17 protein-coding genes are annotated in these 22213 nt (G+C 72.0%); 5 read left to right on the top strand and 12 right to left on the bottom strand.

Going from position 1 to position 22213, the window contains the following annotated elements; genetic code table 11:
• Positions 1-40: 40 nt before the first annotated feature.
• The gene (locus ACIBCT_RS17210; RefSeq protein WP_399189484.1) at positions 41-511 is read right to left on the bottom strand and encodes a hypothetical protein; all 471 of its coding nucleotides are present in this window, start codon (positions 509-511) and stop codon (positions 41-43) included.
• Between the two features lie 226 nt (positions 512-737).
• Here ACIBCT_RS17210 and ACIBCT_RS17205 point away from each other — a divergent pair, with 226 nt between their 5' ends.
• Entirely contained in the window at positions 738-1031 is a 294-nt protein-coding gene (locus ACIBCT_RS17205; RefSeq protein ID WP_399189482.1) for a Dabb family protein, read from the top strand.
• A gap of 55 nt (positions 1032-1086) precedes the next feature.
• Here ACIBCT_RS17205 and ACIBCT_RS17200 read toward each other — a convergent pair whose 3' ends face one another.
• From ACIBCT_RS17200 to ACIBCT_RS17175, 6 genes are all read right to left on the bottom strand, one after another.
• The gene (locus ACIBCT_RS17200) at positions 1087-1311 is read right to left on the bottom strand and encodes a DUF6458 family protein (RefSeq protein ID WP_399189480.1); all 225 of its coding nucleotides are present in this window, start codon (positions 1309-1311) and stop codon (positions 1087-1089) included.
• Positions 1312-1363: 52 nt separating this feature from the next.
• Positions 1364-2578, bottom strand: coding sequence for an adenylosuccinate synthetase (locus tag ACIBCT_RS17195; protein ID WP_399189477.1), 1215 nt, complete (start codon positions 2576-2578; stop codon positions 1364-1366).
• A gap of 285 nt (positions 2579-2863) precedes the next feature.
• On the bottom strand, positions 2864-3820 hold the full coding sequence (locus ACIBCT_RS17190; protein ID WP_399189475.1) for a hypothetical protein: 957 nt from the start codon (positions 3818-3820) through the stop codon (positions 2864-2866).
• Positions 3821-3955: 135 nt separating this feature from the next.
• Positions 3956-4912, bottom strand: a complete 957-nt coding sequence (locus ACIBCT_RS17185) for a lipopolysaccharide kinase InaA family protein (protein WP_399189472.1) — start codon at positions 4910-4912, stop codon at positions 3956-3958.
• Entirely contained in the window at positions 4909-5643 is a 735-nt protein-coding gene (locus ACIBCT_RS17180; protein ID WP_344899764.1) for an NUDIX domain-containing protein, read from the bottom strand. Before ACIBCT_RS17180 ends, ACIBCT_RS17185 begins: the two co-directional genes overlap by 4 nt.
• A gap of 324 nt (positions 5644-5967) precedes the next feature.
• Positions 5968-7818, bottom strand: a complete 1851-nt coding sequence (locus ACIBCT_RS17175) for an acyl-CoA dehydrogenase (protein WP_399189470.1) — start codon at positions 7816-7818, stop codon at positions 5968-5970.
• A 189-nt stretch (positions 7819-8007) separates the two neighbouring features.
• Here ACIBCT_RS17175 and ACIBCT_RS17170 point away from each other — a divergent pair, with 189 nt between their 5' ends.
• Positions 8008-8835 carry a class I SAM-dependent methyltransferase gene (locus ACIBCT_RS17170; protein ID WP_399189468.1) on the top strand — a complete coding sequence of 276 codons (828 nt, stop codon included), beginning with the start codon at positions 8008-8010 and terminating at the stop codon, positions 8833-8835.
• 70 nt (positions 8836-8905) lie between these two features.
• Entirely contained in the window at positions 8906-9262 is a 357-nt protein-coding gene (locus ACIBCT_RS17165; protein WP_399189466.1) for a VOC family protein, read from the top strand.
• A 143-nt stretch (positions 9263-9405) separates the two neighbouring features.
• On the opposite strand, the gene ACIBCT_RS17160 is transcribed toward ACIBCT_RS17165, so the two are convergent.
• Entirely contained in the window at positions 9406-9870 is a 465-nt protein-coding gene (locus tag ACIBCT_RS17160; RefSeq protein WP_399189463.1) for a hypothetical protein, read from the bottom strand.
• Between the two features lie 244 nt (positions 9871-10114).
• Between ACIBCT_RS17160 and ACIBCT_RS17155 the strand changes: the two genes are divergently transcribed.
• Positions 10115-10564 (top strand): GNAT family N-acetyltransferase, encoded by a 450-nt coding sequence (locus ACIBCT_RS17155; RefSeq protein ID WP_399189461.1) that lies wholly within the window; start codon positions 10115-10117, stop codon positions 10562-10564.
• Positions 10565-10762: 198 nt separating this feature from the next.
• On the opposite strand, the gene ACIBCT_RS17150 is transcribed toward ACIBCT_RS17155, so the two are convergent.
• Positions 10763-12778, bottom strand: a complete 2016-nt coding sequence (locus ACIBCT_RS17150; protein WP_399189459.1) for a molybdopterin-dependent oxidoreductase — start codon at positions 12776-12778, stop codon at positions 10763-10765.
• A 37-nt stretch (positions 12779-12815) separates the two neighbouring features.
• Complete coding sequence (locus ACIBCT_RS17145) at positions 12816-14567, bottom strand: M20/M25/M40 family metallo-hydrolase (protein WP_399189457.1); 1752 nt, start codon at positions 14565-14567, stop codon at positions 12816-12818.
• A gap of 1032 nt (positions 14568-15599) precedes the next feature.
• Between ACIBCT_RS17145 and ACIBCT_RS17140 the strand changes: the two genes are divergently transcribed.
• Complete coding sequence (locus ACIBCT_RS17140) at positions 15600-18026, top strand: YbhN family protein (protein WP_399189455.1); 2427 nt, start codon at positions 15600-15602, stop codon at positions 18024-18026.
• Between the two features lie 160 nt (positions 18027-18186).
• On the opposite strand, the gene mgrA is transcribed toward ACIBCT_RS17140, so the two are convergent.
• Both mgrA and ACIBCT_RS17130 read right to left on the bottom strand, forming a co-directional pair.
• Positions 18187-19215: an L-glyceraldehyde 3-phosphate reductase gene (mgrA, locus tag ACIBCT_RS17135; RefSeq protein WP_399189453.1), complete on the bottom strand. Its 1029-nt coding sequence runs from the start codon at positions 19213-19215 to the stop codon at positions 18187-18189.
• Complete coding sequence (locus tag ACIBCT_RS17130) at positions 19212-21272, bottom strand: S9 family peptidase (protein WP_399189451.1); 2061 nt, start codon at positions 21270-21272, stop codon at positions 19212-19214. The genes mgrA and ACIBCT_RS17130 overlap by 4 nt, the downstream gene beginning before the upstream one ends.
• Positions 21273-22213: the final 941 nt, after the last annotated feature.

Here is a 22213-nt window from a genome sequence, read left to right as displayed (position 1 = left end):
GCGCGGCGCCGGGCTCCACCGCCCCGGAGGAAGGCTCGGGTCAGACGTGGGTGACCAGGAGGGTCACGCCCGCCTCGCCGCCGCAGTCGACGAACACGGGGCCGACACCGTTGCCGATCGTGCGGGAGAGGGTCGCCTCCGCCACGAAGCCCTTCGGGTCGGCGTCGACGATGCGGACGTTCTCCAGCACCGGCCTGTCACCGAACCCGCTGAGCACGGCGCCGAGCCCCCTGCCCCCGCCGCAGTGGCCGGTGATCCTCACCTTCTGTCCCCGCCTGGCGGTGGGGTTGGGGCTGACCCGGACGACCGCCCTGGCTCCCTTCGGGGGCCGGGCCGCGACCGTCTCGGCGGTGACCCGGCCCGTCGTGCCCGTCGTGCCTGTCGTGCCCGTCGTGCCGACCGTGCTCGTCGTGCCCGTCGCGTCACCGGCGAGCGCGGAGGGCGCGCCCGGCCCGAGCACCCCGGCGGCCAGGGCCGTTCCGGCGATCGCGGCGATCATTCTCTTGTTCACGGCGACTCCCTTGTCAGGGCCCTGCGGGCCCGTGCACCTGTGGTGACCCCTGTCGTCCGGGATCACCCCGTGGGTAGCCGCAAGGACCGCCGCGGGTTCGCGCCCGGCCGGGAACGTGACGTGGATCACAACACGGTCGCGCCGTCCGCCCGCTCACCCCGTCCCGCCGCCGGATCGGGGCACGCGTGGCCGTACGCTGGCCGGGCACCCAACCGAAGGGAAGATCATGTTCCGGCATGTCGTGCTGTTCACCTGGGCCGAGGAGTCCACCGGCGAGCAGAGGGCCAGGGTCGCGGAGGAACTCGGAAAGCTGCCCGCGGCCATCCCGGAGATCCGTGCCTACACCCTCGGTGCCGACGCGGGCGTGAGCCCCGGCAACCACCAGTTCGCGATCGTCGCGGACTTCGACGGCGTCGACGACTTCCTCGCCTACCGCGACCACCCGCTGCACCAGGCCGTGATCGCCGAGCACATCAAGCCGATCATGGCCACCCGCGCGGCGGTCCAGTTCGAGGTGTAGGGGGACCGGCCGCGTCACCGGCCCGCCGCGTCACCGGCCCGCCGGGACGGCGCGTCTAGGCCTCCGGCGGGTTGTTCTCCCGGTGCATCAGGCGGTTGTCGGACGTCTGGCCGCGCCTGGGGGCCATCACGACGCTCAGCACGACCCCGACGGCGCCGACGATCATGAAGATCAGGCCGATCACGTCGATGTGCACCGACTCGCCGAGGACGTCGGGTTCGATGGCGAAACGGAGGATGGCGCCGAGCGTGAGAAAGAAGATGCTGATCCCGACACCCATGAATTCCTCCGGATAAGGCCGTTCGCCAGGCAAAGGGAGCGTACGGAAATGGTCATACCCTTCCGCGCGCGATGACACCACTCAGAACGACCTTGTCCGCGGCGGTGGGCCCGGCCGATCCCAGCCACACCGGGACTCCCAGGGCCTCCGTCACGGCCGAGGGCCAGTCGTCGATCCCGTCGGTGTAGCGCGGCCGGGCCCCGGAGAGCCGGGCGGTCAGCCGGGCCTGCCGGTCCAGATCGCCGGGCGCGCCGACCGGCAGTTCGCCGATGTCGTACGAGACGCACATCCGCGACACCGGCGCGTCCAGGTGGGTGAGGGCCAGGGCGTCGGCGCCACCGGCGGCCGCGAGCGCGTAGCGGTGGGCCACCGCATCGAAGTGGCCGGTCCTGAAGGGCCCCTGCCAGGGGCCGGTGCCGTTGTGGGCCTCGGGGAGCGCCAGGGCGGGGTCCTCGGTCACCAGCGGTCCCGGACCGTGCCGGGGGGTGTAGGTCCGCAGCACGCCCAGCCGCAGCGCGGGCGCCCCGCCGAGCAGCTCCAGCGCGCCCGCGAAGGTCGTCGTGCTCCAGGTGGTGTATGGGTGGAAGCCGTGCCACTCGTCGAGCAGCACGCCCTGCGCGCCCTCGAAGACCACCGGCCGCCTGCGCAGCAGGGCGGTCACGAAGGAGGAACCGACCAGGATCACCCGTTCGGCGAACGCCCGGAAGGCCGCGACGCAGTCCTCCACGTCCGGCCCGGTCACCCCCAGCGCCTCGCGCAGGGCGTGCAGCTTGCGGGTCAGCCGGGCCGGTTCCTCGCAGTCGCCCGCGGTCGGCGCCAGATCCGGGTGCGCGAGGGCGTAGGCCATGGTCTCGCCGACGCCCATGCCGCACGACCCGTGCCGGTCCTCGCCGCGCGCCAGCTCCCTGGCCCGCCCGGCCTCCACGTGGTACGGGGTGGCGAGCAGGGCGTCGCGGTCCACGGTGAGCAGGGTGAGCGGGTCGGGGACGCCCAGGCCGGCCAGGTGGGCGGCCTCCCGGGCCAGCGCCAGGGGGTCCACGACCGTCAGGCGGGACAGGTGGGTCGGCACCCCCCTGAACGTGCCCGACCCGAACTGCGCGAACGTGTGGTGCCGCCCGTCGGGCAGGACCACGTTGTGCCCGGCCTGCGCGCCCCCGTTGAACCTGACCACGGCCTGGACGGGCCCGCGCTCGCAGAGCCAGTCGACGACCGTCCCCTTGCCCGCGTCGCCGTAACCGAGGTCGGTCACGATCACATGCTCGTCCATACGATCACCCGTTCGTCGCCATCGTCGCCACCGGCGGTCCGTCCGGCCGGGTCGTGTCCCGGCCGTGTCGTCCCCGGTGGCCTCGTCCTCTCGGCCGGCCCGTCCCGGCCGGTTCGTCCGGCCGGGCCGTCTTCCACCCGGCCGGGGACGGCTCGGTCCGTCTTCCACCCGGCCGGGGACGGCCGGGCCGGGTCCCGCGGGCGTTCCCCGCGGGACCCTCTCCCTTCGTGGTGGCGCTCCCCGCCGCGGTGCTCGCGGTGGCCGCCGCGCGGCGGGTGGCGCCTCTCAGAGCCGCAGCACGCCGCTGTCGCCTCCCAGGTCGAGCCCGTCGGCGACCACGAGCGTGCCGCGGTCGAGCCTGGCCAGGGCCTTGCCCACGGCGGTCCCGGCGGTCGAGCCGATCTCCTCCAGGTCGTCCAGCCCCTCCCGCAGGTCGATGGCGTCCTCGCCGAGGCCGACGGTGAGCGCGATGGTCTCGGAGACGGCGTCCAGGTCGTCCAGCTCCAGCACGTTCTGGCCGAGCAGGTCACGCCAGGCGGCCAGCACCCCGCCGTTCCCGGCGTGGCTCGCCCCGGCGGGGACGATGTAGTACACGTCGTAGGTCCTGGTCAGCTCGGCGATCATCTCCTTGATCGGGATGTCCCGCTCGATCCGCTCGCCGACCACCTTCTCGACCTCGCGCCGCTTGACGTGCGCGTACGGCATCTCGTCGCCGATGATGAACAGGTAGCCGCGGCGGCCCCGCTTCTCGAAGCAGTCGATCGAGGTGTGCCTGGCCATGAAGTACATCGCCAGCTCGTACGACTCGCGCATCTGGCCGCCGCCCCCGCCCTCCAGCAGGATCTTCCCCAGGTGCTCGTCCATCCTGTTGTCGGACTCGAACTGGCCGACCTGGAGCGGTGCCCGGTCGCAGGTGGCGTCGCCGATCGCGCCGAAGAGGATCTGCGGGTCGGTCGCGTAGCCCTTGCGGAGCAGCAACCCGAGCAGGTCGGGCAGCCTGGTCTGCAGGCGGCGGGGCACCCCGCCCATCGAGCCGGTCACGTCGAACAGCACGGCCACGGCCAGGGAGGCGGGGTGCTCGGCGGAGTCGCGGCTCTCGCGGGCCGTCACCCCGTGCGGGTCGAGGTCGGGGTGCGTCGAGCGGGCACCGCTGTCGGTGTGCGCGAAGGCGCTCGCGCCCTTGGCGGCGCGGTAGCTCGCCGCGGCGGAGTAGACGTCGGTGGACCAGATTCCGCTTCCCACGGGGGATCTCCTTGCATCGGGGGTGGAACGTTCTGAGAGCCCGGCGATCACGGGCACGACCGGGGCGGCGGGGGCCGTCCGGGCGCGGGCCGGCCCGGCACGCACCGGGCGGACCGGCCGGGTCGGACGGGACGGTCACAGGCGCAGTGGCCGGTACGTCCGCGGTCCGTAGAGGTCGTCGAGCAGGTCGTCCAGCTCGGCCAGGAGCCGCCAGGCGTCGTCCGGAGGGGCGAGCAGGCTTCCCCGGACGAAGCGCCGGATCGGGACGGGGGCGCGGTCGCCCATGAGGGCGGCCACGCACCGGGTGGCGAGCTGGATGTCGAGCGCCGGGGTCGCGGGCCTTCTGGCCATGACCTCGGGCGGGTAGTCGTCGCGGTGCCGGGCCACCAGGGCGGTGACCGGCGTGCCGGTCGGGACCGACTGGCTCCAGTCGACGAGCACCAGGCCGTGGTCGACGGGGTGGACGAGCACGTGGTGCCCGAACACCGCGCCGTGCACCACCCCCGCCCGGTGGGCCGCGCCGACGGCGACCAGCAGCCGCCGCCAGATCCAGGCCACGTCCCGCGCGTCGAGCACCGGTCGCCGCCGGGCGATCTCGTCCAGGCTCACGAAACCGTCCGGCACCCGGCTGATCACGTTGGCCTGCCGTTCGACCCCGCCCGAGCGGTGCCGGAACGACTCCACCAGCCGGGGCACGTACGGCAGGAGCAGCGGGTCGCCGTCCCGGCCGATCGTCTCCAGGGCGTCGGCCTCGCGGCGCATGAGGTCGTTGTCGGCGTGACTGCGCGGGATCTTGAGCAGTGTGTCGGGCCCGCTCCGGTAGAGCACGGCCGTGGCGCCGTGCCACAGGACGCCGCCGAGACGGTAGGACCCCCGTCCGGTCGTGATCACCGTTTCGGGCGCCCCGCCCCGGGCCGCCCAGAGCTCCGCCAGCCGGGTGAACGCCTCGGCGGCCTCGGCCCCGGGGGCCAGGTCGGGGTGGAGCAGCCGGGCCAGGGTGCGGTAGACCCGGTGCGGGGACGGCCCGTCGAACAGGTCGCCGGGCGTGCGGGCGGCGGTCACCAGCGCGATCGCCTCGGCCGTGGTGGTCATCTGATCGTCTCCTCCCTGGCGGGCCGCAGCAGCGCGGGGTGCAGGAGCCGGGCGTCCCCGGCTCGGTAGAGCTTGGCCCGCGGGCCGCCCCTGGCGCCGCCGCTCTCGGTGGTCTCGCCGGTGCTCTCCACGAAGCCGGGCACCGACAGGATCTTGCGGTGGAAGTTGCCCGCGTGCAGCGGCACGCCCCAGACCGTCTCGTAGACGCCGCGCAGCTCGGAGATGGTGAACGTGTCACCGGCGAAGGCGGTGGCCAGCGGGGTGTACTCCAGCTTCCCGCGGGCCCGTTCCAGGCCGTGGTCCAGGATCCGGCCGTGGTCGAAGGCGAGCTCGGGCACCTTGTCGACGGGGTGCCAGGCGGCGTCGGAGGCGTCCGTACCGGCCCGGGGGTCGGGCAGGTCCGGAGCGAAGGCGAGGTAGGAGATCGACACGACCCTCATCCGCGGGTCCCGGCCGGGCGCGCCGTAGCTGGCGAGCTGCTCGATGTGCACCCGGTCGGACAGCCCGGTCTCCTCGGCCAGCTCCCGCGCCGCGGCCTGGGGCAGGTCCTCGTCCGGCCGGATGAAGCCCCCGGGCAGCGACCACCGTCCCGCGTGGGGCTGCTCGCCCCGCCGGACCAGCAGGACGCGCAGCCCGCCCCCGCGGATGGTGAGCGCCACCACGTCGACCGTCACGGCCACCGCGGGGTAGTCCCGCGGGTCGTAGCCGGCCAGGAACTCGGATTCGTTCATCGCACGTCCTTCTCAAGTTGAGACAATCTCAGTATGAGAATAACCGAGGGCGATGTCAACGCCCGAGCCCTGTCGGGTTTCCGGGAGAACGCTCCGGGGGCCGTACGGGTGAGAAGAAGAACGAGGGGCCGGTCCCGTCGGAACGGGACCGGCCCCTCGTCACGCACACCACGGCCGCGGGGACCGGCCTGTGCCGACCTGTGCCGTCAGGGACGTCCGAGGGTCGGCCGGTCGGTGCGGTCGGTGCGGTCGGTGCGGTCGGTGCGGTCGGTGCGGTCGGCGTCTGCCGTCGGCGGCCGGTGTCGTGGCCGGTGACGGCCGGGGTCAGAAGGCCTCTTCGGGCAGCTCCATCAGGCTCTGGTCGGTGGCCTCCAGCGTGCGGCGCTCGGCCGCGATGCGGGGCAGGACGCTCTGGGCGAAGAAGGAGGCCGCGGCGACCTTGCCCGTGTAGAAGGCGACGTCACCCCGTCCACCGGCCGAACCCGGCGCCTCGGCGGAGGACCCCAGGGCGGTCAGCGCCACCTCGGCCTGGCGCAGCAGCAGCCAGGCGATCACCACGTCGCCCAGGGCGAGCAGGAACCGGGTGGTGTTGAGCCCGACCTTGTAGACCTCGGTGGGCACCTCCAGCGAGCCCAGCGCCCAGCCGGCCATGGTGTCGGCCATCGCCTTGACCTCGTTCGCGGCCTCGGCCAGCAGTGCGCGCTCGGCCTTGAGGCGCCCGTTGCCCGCCTCGGAGGCGGCGAAGGCCGTGATGTCCGCGTGCAGCGAGCCGAGGGCGGCCCCCTGGTTGCGCAGGACCTTGCGGAAGAACAGGTCCAGGCCCTGGATCGCGGTGGTGCCCTCGTACAGGGAGTCGATCTTGGCGTCCCTGATGTACTGCTCGATCGGGTAGTCCTGCAGGTAGCCCGAGCCGCCCAGGGTCTGCAGCGACCGCGACAGCATCTCGTACGAGCGCTCCGAGCCCACGCCCTTGACCAGCGGGAGCAGCAGGTCGTTCATGGCCTCGGCGTGCGGGTCCCTGCGGCCCTCGTGCTCGGCGATCAGCACGTCGTCCTGGTAGGTGGCGGTGAGCATGACCAGGGCCCGCATGCCCTCGGCGTAGGACTTCTGGAGCATCAGCTCCCGGCGTACGTCCGGGTGGTGGGTGATGGTCACCCGCGGCGCGGCCTTGTCGGCCATCTGGGTGAGGTCGGCGCCCTGCACCCGCTCCTTGGCGTAGGCCAGCGCGTTGAGGTAGCCGGTGGAGAGGGTGGCGATCGCCTTGGAGCCGACCATCATCCGGGCGTGCTCGATGATCATGAACATCTGCTTGATGCCCTCGTGCACCTCGCCGACCAGCGTGCCCACAGCCGGGTGCTCGCCGCCGAAGGTGAGTTCGCAGGTCGTGGAGACCTTCAGGCCCATCTTCTTCTCGACGTTGGTGACGTAGACGCCGTTGCGCTCGCCGAGCTCGCCGGTCTCCAGGTCCACGTGGTACTTCGAGACCAGGAACATCGACAGCCCCTTGGTGCCGACGCCGTGCCCCTCGGGGCGGGCCAGCACCAGGTGGAAGATGTTGTCGGAAAGGTCGTGCTCGGCGCTGGTGATGAAGCGCTTGACGCCCTCGATGTGCCAGGTGCCGTCGTCCTGCCGCACGGCCTTGGCGCGCCCGGCGCCCACGTCGGAGCCGGCGTCAGGCTCGGTGAGCACCATGGTGGCGCCCCACTGGTTCTCGATGGCCAGCTCGGCGTAGCGCCTCTGCTCCTCGGTGCCGATGGTGTGCAGCACGTGGGCGAAGGCGGGGCCGCTGGAGTACATCCACACGGCGGGGTTGGCGCCGAGGACCATCTCGGCCAGGGCCCAGTTCACGCTGCTGGGCAGTCCGGGGCCGCCCAGCTCGGCGGGGAGCCCGAGGTTGGTCCAACCGGCGTCGCGGTAGGCGGCGAAGGACTTCTTGAAGCCCTCCGGCATCGTCACCGTCGCGGTCTTGGGGTCGAACACCGGGGGCGTGCGGTCACCCTCCTCGAAGGAGTCGGCGAGCACCCCGGTGGCGAGGCGGTCGACCTCCTTCAGGATGCTCCGCACCACGTCCTCGTCCAGGTCGGCGAAAAGGCCGGTGCCCAGAACGTCCCGGCGCCCGAAGACCTCGAAGAGGTTGAACTCCAGGTCACGGACATTGCTCTTGTAGTGGCCCATGGGGTCTTCTCCTTGAAACCGGGGGAACCGGAACTCACGTACTCACCGGTAACGTTACCGGTAATGCTACCCGCGAGTAACCCCTAGAAAACAGTCCAAGGTAGGACGTGCATCACGTCATTTCCCGAGAACGTCAGCTGCGGCCCGGGCGGGGCCGCGAGCCCCGCCGCGTTCTCGTAGGCTCCCCGCATGGACGAGCGGTGGCGGGCCGACCTGGAGCGGTGGAACATCCCCGAGGAGATCGCGGCCAGGGCGCCGGCCGACCCCTGGGGGCACTCGGTGGCCCGGTTCGCCGGGCGTACCGACCGTGCCCTCGCGGCTCCCGGGGGGCCGACCCTGGCCAGGGCGGGCGAGGCGCTGCCGCCGGGCGGGAGCATGCTGGACGTGGGCGCCGGGACCGGCGCGGCCTCACTGCCGCTCGCCCCCGCGCTGGGAGAGCTGATCGCGGTCGACGTCTCCGGCGAGATGCTCGCCGACCTGGCCTCCCGGGCCGCCGCGCTGGGCGTCCCGGCGCGGACCGTACGGGGCCGCTGGCCCGACGTCGCGGACCGGACCCCGGTGGCGGACGTCGCCGTCGCCGCCCACGTCGTCTACAACGTGCCGGACCTGGCCGCCTTCCTGGCGGCGCTCACCGGTCACGCCCGCCGCCGGGTGGTGCTGGAGCTCACCGAACGGCACCCGATGAGCTGGCTCAACCCCCTGTGGCGGCGTTTCCACGGCATCACCCGCCCGCTGCGGCCCACCGCCCACGACGTGATCGCCGTCGCCGAAGGGCTGGGCCACCGGGTCCGCCACGAGTCGCGCCCGGCCCCGCTGCCCCGCTTCGACCGGCTGGAGGATCTCGCCGAGAGCGCCTGCCGGAGGCTGTGTCTCGGCCGCGAGCGCGCCGACGAGGTCATCGCCGCGGTCGTCGAGCTGGACATGTGGCCGGTTCCCCGCGACCGGTGGTTCACCCTCTGGTGGGAGCCTGTGTCCGGGCCGGATCGGGAGCCTGTGTCCGGGCCGGACCCCCGGTAGAGCAGGCGAAAACCTGCTTGACGGCTTTGGTGGTGACGGCTTGGGTGGGCCCATGATTGAGGTTCACTATGTGACATTCGACTGCGCCCGGCCCTACGAGGTGGCGACCTTCTGGCGCGACGCCCTCGGCCTGCGGTTCCACCCCGAGACGGACGAGGACGAGGACGACGAGTTCCTCCTCCAGGGCGACACGCTGAATCTTCTGTTCATGACGGTTCCCGAGGGCAAGACGGTCAAGAACCGCCTTCACCTGGACGTCACGGCCTCGCCGGACAGCACCCGGGAGAAGGAGGTCGAGCGCCTGCTCGGACTCGGCGCCACGATCTTCGACGACCTGCGCAAGCCCGACGGCAGCGGCTGGGTGACGATGCTCGACCCCGAGGGCAACGAGTTCTGCGTCTGCCGCGCCGAACACGAGAGGAGATAGCGCCGGGCACCACGGCGACCGGCGTCGAGGACCACAAAAGACCCGTACCGGGCACCGGGCGGGGTCCACGACCGGTCGCGCCGCGGGACCCCGCGGGCCCCGAGGGGCCGCGCGGGTCACCGTCGAGGCCGCGGCCGTACGGTTCAGCGACCGTCCGGCAGCGACCGCCGGCCGCGTCCCTTGAGGGCGACGGCCAGGACCGCCGTGATCAGGTAGACCGCCAGGCCGCCCTGGAGGGCGTCCAGCGCCGCGCCGAACACGCCCTCGCCGTCGAGGATGAGCTGCACCGGGTACAGGAGCGTCGCGGCGCCGAGGGCGGGGTAGAGCGAGAATCTCCAGGGGTGGCGCAGCGCCCACAGGCGGGCCTGCCGGGTCACCCGGTCCCCGACCGCGGGCTTGCTGATCGCGCCGATGGCCGCGATGAGCGAGAACAGGCCGATGCCGACCGCCAGGGACCAGGCCAGGCTGTCCCCTCCGCCCAGTACGCTCACCCCGAAGCTGGTGACCGCCAGCGCGCCACCGGCCACCGCGGCGGTCTTCCAGGGAGCGCCGCGCAGCGCCGCTCCGGCGAGGGACATCTCGTCACGTCGAGTCAGTTCGTCGTTCATGCCATCAGAGTGCCTGTCGTGTCCCTGTGTTCACATCGGGGAGCGACCCTGGTTGTTCCCGGGGTCACCGGGTCGGGGACGCCGCCCGTACCGATGACGCGACCGGGACCTCCGCGAAGGGCGATGACGCGACCGGGGCGTCCGCGCGGGAGGCGATGACGCGACCGGGATGCCCGCGCGGGAGCCGGGGACGTGGTCCGGGCGCCGTGCGGGAGGTTCCGCGGCTCCGGATAGATTGATCGTCATGCCGGTGGAATTCCGTATCGCCCGTGCCGAGGACGTCCCGATCATCGTGGCCATGCTCGCCGACGACGTCGTCGCGGCCGGCCGTCAGGGCGCCTTCGGCGACGAGCACCGCGCCGCCTTCGAGCTGATCGACGCCGACCCTGGCAACGAGCTGATCGTCGCCGAGCTGGACGGCGAGGTCGTGGGCACCATGCAGCTCACCTACATCCCCGGCATCTCCCGTCGCGGCGCGCTCCGGATGCAGATCGAGGCGGTCAGGATCGCCTCCGGCCTGCGGGGACGGGGACTGGGCCGCACGATGATGGAATGGGCCCTCGACCGCGCTCGCGCCCGTGGCTGCGCCCTGGTCCAGCTCACCACCGACAAGAGCCGCACCGACGCCCATCGGTTCTACGACTCCCTCGGCTTCGTGGCCTCTCACCAGGGGTACAAGCTCTCCCTGAGCTGACCTCGGGGACGCCCCGGCCCTTCCCCTGACGGGCGTGCCCCCCACGCTCGCGGCCGTGCTCCGAGGGTCGCGCCCCCTACGCTCGCGGCCGCGCCTTGAAGGACGTGCCCCCCTGCTCGCGGCCGTGCCTTGACGGTCGTGCCCCCCACGCCCGAGGCCTGCGGAGATCACGCACACCCCTGCCGGGACGCGGTGCCGTCACCCCGCGTCGCAGGGGCCGATCTCGACGAGGTTGTCGTGGTAGACGGCGCCGCGTCCCATGTCGGCGTCGCGCGCGCCCACCACGGCGTTCGCCGTGGCACCCCCCGGGCTCAGCTTGCGCCAGTGCCCCTTGGTGGACGCGACCACGCCGGGCCGTACCCTCTCGCTGATCTCGACGACCGCCTCGAACGCGCCCTCGTCGTTGAAGACCCGGGCCCGCTGCCCGTCGCTCAGCCCCCGCCGCGAGGCGTCCTCGGGGTTGACCAGGACCCGCGGGCCCTTCGAGCGCCGCAGCAGCTCGGGGTTGTTGCCGAACGTGGAGTTGAGGAAGGTGTGCGAGGCGGGCGTGACGAGCGCCAGCGGATACGGCCCGGGCGCGGCCGAGGCCGTCCGCGGGGGGACGTAGGCCGGTCCAGGGGCGAACCGCATCCGGCCCGAGGGCGTCGGGAAGCCGTCGGCGAACGGCACGAAGGGCCGGGGCACGTTCAGCCGGACCCAGCCCTCCTTGCGCAGCCGGTCGACCGTGATCCCGTCCAGCGACGGGTGGCCCGAGGAGAGCAGCTGCTCGGCCAGCTCCAGGTCGGAGTCGTACAGGGACGGCTCGGTGAGCCCCATGTGCCGCGCCAGACGGCGGAACGTCTCGGTGGTGGACAGGCACTCGCCGGGCGGCGCGACCGCGGGCTCGTTCCACGCCAGGTACATGTGGCCGTAGCCCGCGTGCAGGTCGGCGTGCTCGATCTGCATGGTGGCCGGGAGCACGATGTCGGCGTGGTCGACGGTGTCGGTCGGGAACTGCTCCATCACCACCGTGAACAGGTCCTCGCGCAGCAGCCTCTCGCGGATCCGGTTCTGGTCGGAGGAGGAGGACATCGGGTTGGCCGCGTACACCCACAGGCACTTCACCGACTCGTCCAGCTCGTCGGCCAGCCGGGTCATGGTGAGCGTGCGGACCGGCCGGGCCAGCAGGTCCTCGCGGGTGTCGATGTTCAGGTGCAGGTGCCCGCTGGTGGAGTACGCGATCCCGCCGCCCGGACGGCGCCAGTCGCCGGTCACGCCGGGGATGGAGGCGATCGTGCGCACGGCCGTGCCGCCGCCCGCGTGCCGCTGTATCCCCATGGTGGCCCGGATGCCGGTGGGCCGGGTGTGGGCCAGCCGCCGGCCCAGGGCCAGGATGTCGGCCTCGTCCAGCCCGGTGATCTCCGCCACCCGCGCCGGGGGGTGGCGGAGGATCTCCGCGCGGAAGTCCTCCCAGCCGCTGGTGTGGTTCTCCAGGAAGTCGCGGTCCTCGGCGCCCTCGGCCAGGACCACGTTCAGCAGTCCCAGGGCGAGGGCGGCGTCGGTGCCGGGCCGGATCGGCAGGTGCTCGTCGGCCTGCTCCGCGGTACGGGTGCGGATCGGGTCGATCGCCACCACGTACGCCCCGGCCGCGCGGCCGTCCTGGATGAACTTCCACAGGTGGTGCCCGCTGGTCAGCGTGTTCGTGCCCCACAGCAGGATCAGCCGGGAGTCGGCGAACGTCTCCGGGTCCATGCCGCCGGGCGTGCCGTAGACCTGCTCCAGCCCGGTGTTGCCGGCCGAGGAGCAGATGTTCAGGTAGTGCCTGGAGGCCCCCAGCACGTTCCACAGGCGCCGGCCCGCGATCCCCTCCGTCCCCTGGAGGTAGCCCAGCGTGCCGGTGCCCGCGTAGGGCCAGATGGCCTCGCCGCCGTGGCGCTCGATGATGTCGCGCAGCCGTACGGAGATCTCCTCCAGGGCCTCGTCCCAGCCGATCCGCTCGAACCTGCCGGAGCCCTTGGGGCCGGTCCGCCGCATCGGGTACAGGATGCGGTCGGACGCCGCGGCGTGCTCCAGGTAGCGGTTCACCTTCACGCAGAGCGCGCCGCGGGTGTAGGGGTGCTCGGCGTTGCCGCGCAACGTGACGGCCCGGCCGTCCCGGACGGTCACCACCCAGGAACAGGTGTCGGGGCAGTCCAGCGGGCACGCCCCCAGCACTCGCAATTCGCCTGACGACATGTCCCGACTGTAACGCCGCCGCCCGGAACGGCACACGTCACCCCAGAACGCCGGCGTGACCGTGGGCGTGGGCGTGAGCGTCATGGGCGTGGTCGTGGCCGCCCCTCAGCCCGCCACCGCCCGTCCTCGGCGAGCCCTGCTGCCGGCCGCCCCACCACCACTCGCCGATCCTGTCGCCACCGGCTCTGTCGGCACCGACCCTCGGCCCGTCCGTCCCGGGCGCGCCGGTCCTCGGCCCGCTCGTCCTCGGCCCGCCGGTCCCGAAGGAGCCGGCGGTGTCCCCGCCGGGCAGGTCGCGGGCGTAGGCGTAGCTGAACGCCGCGGCCGCGATCGCCCCGGTGTTCACCGCCAGCGCCAGGTCGCCGATGTTGGCGATGGTGTCGCACGCCTGGTGGTAGCACTTGTCGTAGGCCGTGCCCGCGACGCCGCCGAACTTCACCGCCTCCTCGGGAGACTTGATGCCCTCGGCCCCGGTGAAGAGCCCGCCCGACGGGATGCCGACCGCGATGAACGGCCCGTAGTCGGACCGGCCGGTGAACTCGGAGTCCTGGTAGGGCTGCCCGACCGCCTTGAAGTACGCCTCGAAGAGCTGCTCGATCTGGGCCGACCCCGCGGGCGGCCTGGACTCGCTGTCCGGATCCGAGGAGTCCCCGTCGTAGATCCCGAAGACGTGGTTCGGTGAGGCGATCATGTCGAAGTTCAGGTAGAGCCTGATCTTCGCCCTCTCCGCGGGCGGGAGGGCGGCCACGTAGTGCTTCGACCCCAGCAGCCCCAGCTCCTCGGCCCCCCAGAAGGCGAAGCGCAGCCGGTTCCGCGTCCGCAGCGGGGCCGCCGCCAGCGCCGTCTCCAGCACGGCCGCGCTGCCGGAGCCGTTGTCGTTGATGCCCGGGCCCGCCGCGACGCTGTCCAGGTGCGCGCCGAGCATGACCACCCTGTCCGGGTCACCGTGACGGGACTCGGCGATGACGTTGTGGGTCCTGCGGTCGGGGGCGCTCTCGGCGTCCACCGAGAGCGACACGGTCGTGCCGCGCGCCGCCAGCGCCGCGCCCGTGGCGAAGTCGGCGCCGAGCGCCGGGATGGTCACCGACGAGGCGTTGAGCGAGCCGTTGATCAGCGGCCTGCGGTCGGCGGTGCCCTCGCCGATCTGGCCCTCGTTGAAGATGATCACCGCGGAGGCGCCGGCCGCCTGGGCCAGCTCCGCCTTGACCTGGAAGCTGCAGGTGCCGCGCTGCATCAGCGCGATGTGACCCCGGACGAACCCGGCGAAGTCACTCGCCTCACACCCGGAGGTCGAGCTCGGTGTCCTGCTCGGCGGCAGGGTCAGGTCGACTCCCCGCACCGGCGCGGTCACCTTCCCCGAACCGGAGTACGTCATGGTCCTGAACTGGACACCGGGCTCGTACGTCGCGGTGGTGGGCGAGACCCGGCGCAGCACGGGCGTCGTCCGCTCCTGGAAGAAGGAGATCTTGAACTCCTGCGTGGTCACCCGGTAACCGGCGGCGCGCAACCTGTCCGCGACGTAGTCGGCCGAGGCGTCGTACCCGGGCGTGGCCGCGGCCCGGACACCACCGGCGGCGTCGGCGATGCTCTGGAACCTCTCCAGGTGCCGCCGGACGGACGCGATCTTGATCGATTTCCCGAACGTCTCCGCGCCCGGCGGCAGGGGCGTCGCGGCGGGTGCCGGGACGGCGGGCGCCGCGGCGGCGGGTACGGCGGAGACGGTGGACAGGGCCATGACCGCGGCCGCGAGGATCGCGACCGGCATCCCCCCGGGGGCACGTGCGCTCATGCGGGACTCCTCTGCGTGGAACGAGCGGCCGCCCTTCTCCCGGCCCGGCGGGGCGGAGTCACGACGGGAGCCTCGCTCCACGGACGAGGGGGGACACGGCCGCGAAGGGGAGTTCCCGTTCCTTGGACACGCCCGCACGGGCCGTCGGCGGGCGACGGAACAGACCGTCAGCCTTTCAGGCCGTCACCCGTTAAATCCAGCGTTTCCGCAGCTAGGAGGGTCAATTCTCCATCTGTGACAGGTACGCTGTGTTCGTCTGATCTTCCTGCCCCGAGCCCCGAGCCCCGAGCCCCGAGCCCCGAGCGCTGGGCCCCAAGCCCCGAGCCGCGAGCCCTGGGCCGCCGGCCTGGGACCAGAGCCCGGGGCCGGGAACGTGGAGCTGACGGTCCGGGGCTCAGGATCCGGGGCTCGGGCTTCCGTGAACCGGACGGCCGGCCCTGCCACCGGACGGGCGGGGGACAACCGTAGACCGATCTCCGGCACGCCGACGGCGTTCCCTGGCCTTCCCTGATGTTCCGGCGGCCTTCGCGGGGGTTCCCTGGTGCCCCGCTGGCCTCGCGCGGGGATTCCCTGGTGTTCCGGTGGCGTTCCGGCGCTTCCCGGACGCCGCGGCCGCGCCGGGGTGCCGCCGCGGCCGCACCGGGTGCCGCCCGCGCACCCGGCCCGGTCGGCCACCGCTTCGCCGGCACGACGCCACCGTTTCGTCGTTCATCGCGCCGTCGTCCACTGTTCCCTCGTTCGCCGTGACCGGCGTCTCGGCGGCGCGCGACCCTTGCTCCACGGTCCCCGGGGCCGCCTTCCCGTCGTCCGCCCGGCCGGCCCAGCCCGGCCCTGCCCGGTCGCCGGCCGGGACGACGACCGGCGTCGCGGCACGACGCGTTTCCCGATCTGGGGGCCCAGGATGGAGGCGGAGGCGTTCACGGCCGTCACGGGCCCTCGGAGGCCACTGCGACGCGCAAGGCCACGATTGTGGACACTGAAGGAGTAGATCGGTGACGCACCTGTGATGCGGACCATGCAGAATCGCTGGCGGTGACGGAAATCAAGGAGCTGGACGAGACGACGTCCACCGGCGGGACACCGCCGGTGCCGGACGGCGATACCGTCGTGCGCGTGGTCGAGCCGCTGCTCCCACAGCGGATCCGGCGGCCCTCGGACCTGCTGCGCTTCCTGGCGACCCTGCTCGCGCTCGTCGCGGTGATCCTGCTCGCCCTGGTCGCCAAGAAGACCCTGAACGGGCTGGAGGGTGACGTCGCCGACGGCACCAACCGGGCGCCCTTCCTGCTCAGCGGCCTGGCCGGGGTGCTGAGCGCCTCGGCGATGCTGGGCGTTCCCGTGGCCTTCGCCATCGAACGGGTGTTCCACCGTGACGGGCTCCGGGTGGCCGAGGGCCTCTTCGCCGCCATCGCCGCCATGGTGCTCTCGTACGTGCTCGGCGAGTGGATCGTCAACGCCGGCCCCGAGGACCTGCGGCTGCTGCTGACCGGCAACCGGGAGGGCGTGGAGCCGGTCGACACGCTGCTGACCCCGATCATCGCCTACGTCACCGCGGTGCGCATCTCCCGCCGCCCCACCTGGCGCGCGGCCCTGTGGAGCGCGGTCGCGCTCAACGCCGTCGCCCTGTTCGCCGGGCTCGCCGCGACCATCCTGGGCATCGTCGTCTCCATCCTGGTCGGCCTGGCCGTCGGCTACGCCACCCTGTACGGCGTGGGCAGCCCCAACACCCGCCCCCCGGGCAGCGCGGTCGTCTCCGCGCTCCGCAAGCTGGGCTTCTCCCCGGTCAGGGCCCACCGGCTCGACGACGACCACCAGAGCAGCCGTCGCTACGCCGTCGAGCTGAAGAACGGCAGCCGCCTCGACGTCACCGTCCTGGACCGGGACCGCCAGGTCGCCGGGGTCCTCTACCGCCTCTGGCGGCGCCTCCGCCTCAACTCCGAGACCCGCCGCAAGGCCATCCGCTCGCTCCGCGCCGAGCTGGAGCGCGAGGCCCTCATGGCGTACGCGGCGCAGGCCGCCGGGGCGAGCACCCCCCGGCTGCTGGGCACCAGCGAGATCGGCAGCGAGGCCGCGCTGCTCGCCTACGAGCACACCCCCACCCGCGCGCTCGACGACATCCCCGACGACGAGATCGACGACAACCTGCTGGCCCAGATCTGGGAGCAGGTCCTGCTGCTCCAGGTCCAGCGGCTCGCCCACCGCCGGCTGACCGGCGACAGCATCCACGTCGACGCCGAGGGCCGGGTCGTCCTGATGGACGCCCGCAGCGGTGAGATCGCCGCGGGTGACCTGCTGCTCCGTCTCGACATCGCCCAGCTGCTCACCTACCTCAGCCTCCGCGTCGGAGCCCGCAGGGCCGTCGAGGCCGCAGCGGCCGGGGCCGGTCCCGGCGTGCTCGCCGACGCCCTCCCGCTGCTCCAGCGGATCGCGCTGACCCGCGAGACCAGGACCGCGCTCAACAAGAACAGGGGGCTGCTCACCGAGATCCGCGAGCAGATCGTGGAACTCAGGCCGAGAGCCGAGGCCGACGAGGTCCGCCTGGAGCGCTTCCGCCCCCGGACGCTGATCACCATCATCGCCACCGCGTTCGCCGCGTACTTCCTGGTCTACTACCTGACGCAGATCAACCTCAACATGATCACGTCGGCCAAGTGGAGCTGGACCGGGGTGGCGCTGGTCGCCGCGATGCTGAGCTATGTCGCCGCCGCCCTGATGCTCAAGGGCTTCGTCCCGGAGAAGCTGCCCCTCGGCCGTACCGTGCTGGTCCAGTTCGCCGGGTCGTTCGTCAAGCTCGTCGCGCCCGCCGCGGTGAGCGGTGTCGCGATCAACAGCCGCTACCTGCAGAAACGCGGCATCCCGCTCGGGCAGGCGGTGGCCAGTGTGGGCGCCTCCCAGCTCATCGGGCTGGTCTTCCACATCATGCTGCTCCTGCTGTTCGCCTACATCACCGGTTCCAACACGGCCTCGTCGTTCACCCCGTCGCGCACGCTCGTGATCGCGTTGCTCGCGGTGGCCGTGCTGGTGGTGGCCGTGGTGAGCGTGCCGCGCCTGCGCCGCATGATCACCTCGCGGCTCCGCTCGCTGTTCTCCGGCGTCATCCCGCGGCTGCTGGACGTCCTGCAGTCGCCCGCGAAGATCGCCGAGGGCTTCGGCGGCACCCTGCTGCTCACCGTGTTCTTCGTGATCTGCCTGGACGCCTCGGTACGCGCCTTCGGCGGCTCCCTCAACATCGCCGCCGTCGCCATCGTCTTCCTGGCCGGGAACGCCATCGGCTCGGCCGCCCCCACCCCGGGCGGTCTCGGCGCCGTCGAGTTCTCCCTCTCGGTCGGCCTGACCCTCTCCGGCCTGCCCGCCGAGGTCGCCACCCCGGCCGTGCTGCTGTTCCGGCTGCTGACCTTCTGGCTGCCGGTGCTGCCGGGCTGGGCCTCCTTCACCTACCTGCAACGGCACGGGGCCCTGTGACCCCGCCCCGCTGACCTCAGGCGACCCGCACGGATCCGACGGGCCGCACGGATCCCGGGCCCATGCGGACCCCGGATCCATGCGGACCGCGGACCCATGTGGATCCCGGATCCACCCGGCACCCCGGTGGCCCGTACGGACCGCCGGGGTGCCGGGTGGATCAGGCCTCGCTGGACCTGGCCCAGAGGTTGACGCCCGCCTCGACCGCGTCCTTGTCGATGGCCGCCAGCTCGTCGGCCTTGAACGAGAGGTTCTCCACCGCCGCCAGGCTGTCCTCCAGCTGGGAGACACTGCTCGCGCCGATCAGCACCGACGTGACGCGCCGGTCGCGCAGCGCCCACGCCAGCGCCATCTGCGCCAGCGACTGGCCGCGCCCGCTCGCGATCCCGTTCAGGGTGCGGACGTGCCGCATCGTCTCCTCGGTGAGCATCTCCGGGGTGAGGAAACGTCCCTGCGAGGCCCGCGACCCCTCGGGGACGCCGTTCAGGTAACGATCGGTCAGCATGCCCTGCGCCAGCGGGGAGAACGCGATGCAGCCCACGCCCTCCTCCTCCAGCACGTCGAGCAGCCCGCCCTCGATCCAGCGGTTCAGCATCGAGTACGACGGCTGGTGGATCAGCAGCGGCGTGCCCATCTCCCGCAGCAGCCGCGCCGCCTCGGCGGTGTGCTCGGGCGAGTACGACGAGATGCCCGCGTACAGCGCCTTGCCGGACCGGACCGCGTGGTCCAGCGCGCCCATCGTCTCCTCCAGCGGCGTGTCCGGGTCGAACCGGTGGCTGTAGAAGATGTCGACGTACTCCAGCCCCATCCGCTGCAGCGACCGGTCCAGGCTGGAGAGCAGGTACTTGCGCGACCCCCACTCGCCGTACGGGCCGGGCCACATGTCGTAGCCCGCCTTGGTGGAGATGACCAGCTCGTCCCGGTACGGCGCGAAGTCCTCGCGCAGGTGCCGGCCGAAGTTGGTCTCGGCCGACCCGGGGGGCGGGCCGTAGTTGTTGGCCAGGTCGAAGTGGGTCACCCCCAGGTCGAAGGCCCTGCGCAGAATCGCCCGCTGGGTCTCGAAGGGCTTGTCGTCGCCGAAGTTGTGCCAGAGCCCCAGGGAGACGGCCGGGAGCCTGAGCCCGCTCTTGCCGACCCTGTTGTACGGCTGCCGGTCGTCGTACCTGTCGTTCGCCGCGATGTACGTCATCGGTCCGCCTTGGCCGTGTCGAGGATCCAGGAGAGGGTGAACGCCTCTTCGCGCCAGGCGTCGTACCTGCCGCTCCGGCCGCCGTGCCCGGCGCCCATCTCCGTCTTGAGCAGGAAAGGCCCGCCGCGCGCGACATCGCGGAGCTTCGCGATCCACTTGGCGGGCTCGTGGTAGAACACCCGGGTGTCGTTGAGGCTGGTGATCGCCAGGATGGGCGGGTAGACCCGGTCGTCGACGTTCTCGTACGGCGTGTACGACCTCATGTACGCGTACACCTCGGGATCGTGCAGCGGGTCGCCCCACTCGTCCCACTCGATCACGGTCAGCGGCAGCGACGGGTCCAGGATCGTGTTCAGCGCGTCCACGAACGGCACCTCCGCCACCACACCGGCGAACGTCTCCGGCGCCAGGTTGGCGACCGCGCCCATCAGCAGCCCGCCCGCCGACCCGCCCCTGGCGACCACGGGCCCGGACCAGCCCGCGGCCTTGAGATGCTCGGCTGCGGCGACGAAGTCGGTGAAGGTGTTCTTCTTCTTGGTGAACTTGCCGTTCTCGTACCAGTGACGGCCCATCTCGCCGCCGCCCCTGACGTGCGCGACGGCGAAGACGAGGCCCCGGTCGAGCAGGCTGAGCCGGGCGATCGAGAACGAGGGGTCGATCGAGATCTCGTAGCTGCCGTAGCCGTAGAGCACGGTGGGGGCCGGGCGCTCGGTGCCCTTCCTGAGGACGATCGAGATGGGCACCTGGGTGCCGTCCGGAGCGGTCGCCCACTCGCGGAACTGCTCGTAGTCGTCGGGGTCGTACCCGCCGAGCACCGTCTTGCGCTTCAGCAGGACCAGCTCGCCCGCGCCGAGGTCGTAGTCGTAGACCGACGGCGGGGTGATCATGCTGGTGTAGCCGAGCCGCAGCCGCCCGGTGACGAACTCCGCGTTGCCCGACGGGGCCACGTCGTAGATCGGCTCGGGGAAGGGGATCTCGTACGGCTCCCCGGAGCGGGGCAGGATCCGGATGCCGGTCTGGCCGCTGCGGCGGAAGTGCACGACGGTGTGGCCCTCGAAGGCGTCCACGTCGAGCAGCCGGGTGTCGGCCCGGTGCGGGATCAGCGGCGTCCAGTCGCCGGGGGCGTCGAGCGGCGCGGTGGCCAGCTCGAAGTTCTCCGCCTCCCGGTTGTGCAGGACCAGGAAGTGGTCGCCCGCGTGATCGACGCCGTACTCCACGCCGGTCTCCCGGGGACGCACGACGCGGAACTCCCCGGCGGGGTCATCGGCCTCCAGCAGGCGCACCTCACTGGTGATCTTGCTTCCGGCGGAGAGGATCAGGTAGCGCTCGCTGCGGCTGAGCCCGATGCCGACCCAGAACCGCTCGTCGGTCTCCTCGTGGACGAGGACGTCGTCGGCGGCGGGGCTCCCGATCGCGTGCCGGTGGACCTGGTTGGGCCGCCACGCGTCGTCGACCGTCGTGTAGAAGAAGCTCGTGCCGTCGGCCGACCAGGCTCCGCCGTAGAAGATGCCGGGGATCTCGTCGGGCAGCGTCTCACCGGTGAGGAGGTTCTTCACCCTGAGGGTGAAGCGCTCGTCGCCGGTGAAGTTGGTGGAGTACGCCATCAGGGTGCCGTCGGGGCTGACCGAGCTGGTCCCGATCGAGAAGAAGTCGGAGTCGCCGGCGAGCTCGTTGCCGTCGAGCAGGATCTCCTCGCCCGGGAGGGGTTCGTCCGCCTTGAGCTCCGGAGGGGTCTCACCGTCCGCCGCCACCCGGCACTGGATGCCGTACTGCTTGCCCTCCTCGGTGCGGGAGTAGTACCACCAGCCGCCCTTGCGGGTGGGGACCGAGAGGTCCGTCTCCAGGGTGCGCCCCTTGATCTCCTGGAAGAGCGTCTCCTGAAGGGGCTTGAGGTGGGCGGTCGCCTCCTGCGTGTAGGCGTTCTCCGCCTCCAGGTAGGCCACCACATCCGGGTCGTCCTTGACCGTCAGCCACGCGTAGTCGTCGACCACGGTGTCTTCGTGGTGCACGCGCTCGCTGGGAACCTTTTTCGCCGTCGGCGGCATCTGGCTGCTCACCCGGCCGAGTCTATGTTTCCGCCGGTGCCTGTTCGGGTCCGTCCGTCCGGCCGGGTCCGTCCTGCCCGGTGGATCGATCGTGCGGTACGTCCGCCGGCTCGGTGTGAGGACCCGGGGCAGGGAGGGGCGAGGGGCGGTGTCCCCGGGGTGCTCGGGATCCTCGGGGGTGCTCGGGATCCTCGTCTGAAGGGCCCAGGGCCGCCGTCCCCGTCAGGGGAATACGGTCGTGGGGTCGGCCGTTGCACCTGGAGCGGCCGATGGAGGCTGGCGGGTGCGAACCCGGTCCGGTCCTCCGTTCGAGGAGGAATACGGTCGCGAGGCCGGTGGTTGTACCGGGAGCGGTTGGCGGAGGCTGTGGGTGTGACCGAGCCGGGTCATCCGTCCGGGGAATACGGTCGTGAGGCCGGTGGTTGTACCGGGAGCGGTTGGCGGAGGCTGTGGATGTGACCGAGCCGGGTCATCCGTCCGGGGAATATGGTCGTGAGGTTCGGCGTTACGTCTCGAGCGGTCCGTGAGGGCTGCTAATCTTTTGATGTCGGCGGGGTCCGGCGCAAACCACTCAAATCACTTCGGTGACCTCCGTATGGCTTGTGTCGTGTCCACCGTCCCTCCCTTTGAAACCCATGGTTCCAGAGCCGGTTCGCAGAGCCGCTCAGAGGCTGGTAAGTTCAAGGGGTGGCTCCGGAAACGGAGCGGCCGGAATTCCAGAAGCACCGTGAGATCGAATCGACCGACTTGAAACAGGCCGGTTTGACACGAAAAAGCGGGGCTGAAAGAATAAAGGCACAACGAAAGAGCAAAAAGAATACAAAATGGAACGCCCCTGGTGGTCGGCCCGAACGGGTCCGGTTGGTCGGGTGTACGCGTCCGTTTCTTGAGAACTCAACAGTGTGTTAAAAGCCAGTGCATGAAGCACAACCCTGTCCTAACCACCCTTGCGG

The sequence above is a fragment of the Streptosporangium sp. NPDC050855 genome, assembly GCF_044456585.1.
GTDB lineage: Bacteria > Actinomycetota > Actinomycetes > Streptosporangiales > Streptosporangiaceae > Streptosporangium > Streptosporangium longisporum.
Note: the sequence above shows the minus strand (reverse complement) of the source record. Positions and strands in the feature narration are given on the sequence as shown.

What these genes read in the sequence shown, in the direction of transcription:
- ACIBCT_RS17155 (WP_399189461.1), top strand. Translation starts at nt 10,115, where the DNA reads ATGCCGGTGGAATTCCGTATCGCCCGTGCCGAGGACGTCCCGATCATC.
- ACIBCT_RS17185 (WP_399189472.1), bottom strand. Translation starts at nt 4,912, where the DNA reads ATGACCACCACGGCCGAGGCGATCGCGCTGGTGACCGCCGCCCGCACG.
- ACIBCT_RS17200 (WP_399189480.1), bottom strand. Translation starts at nt 1,311, where the DNA reads ATGGGTGTCGGGATCAGCATCTTCTTTCTCACGCTCGGCGCCATCCTC.
- ACIBCT_RS17175 (WP_399189470.1), bottom strand. Translation starts at nt 7,818, where the DNA reads ATGGGCCACTACAAGAGCAATGTCCGTGACCTGGAGTTCAACCTCTTC.
- ACIBCT_RS17205 (WP_399189482.1), top strand. Translation starts at nt 738, where the DNA reads ATGTTCCGGCATGTCGTGCTGTTCACCTGGGCCGAGGAGTCCACCGGC.
- ACIBCT_RS17195 (WP_399189477.1), bottom strand. Translation starts at nt 2,578, where the DNA reads ATGGACGAGCATGTGATCGTGACCGACCTCGGTTACGGCGACGCGGGC.
- mgrA (WP_399189453.1), bottom strand. Translation starts at nt 19,215, where the DNA reads ATGACGTACATCGCGGCGAACGACAGGTACGACGACCGGCAGCCGTAC.
- ACIBCT_RS17170 (WP_399189468.1), top strand. Translation starts at nt 8,008, where the DNA reads ATGGACGAGCGGTGGCGGGCCGACCTGGAGCGGTGGAACATCCCCGAG.
- ACIBCT_RS17160 (WP_399189463.1), bottom strand. Translation starts at nt 9,870, where the DNA reads ATGAACGACGAACTGACTCGACGTGACGAGATGTCCCTCGCCGGAGCG.
- ACIBCT_RS17180 (WP_344899764.1), bottom strand. Translation starts at nt 5,643, where the DNA reads ATGAACGAATCCGAGTTCCTGGCCGGCTACGACCCGCGGGACTACCCC.
- ACIBCT_RS17145 (WP_399189457.1), bottom strand. Translation starts at nt 14,567, where the DNA reads ATGAGCGCACGTGCCCCCGGGGGGATGCCGGTCGCGATCCTCGCGGCC.
- ACIBCT_RS17150 (WP_399189459.1), bottom strand. Translation starts at nt 12,778, where the DNA reads ATGTCGTCAGGCGAATTGCGAGTGCTGGGGGCGTGCCCGCTGGACTGC.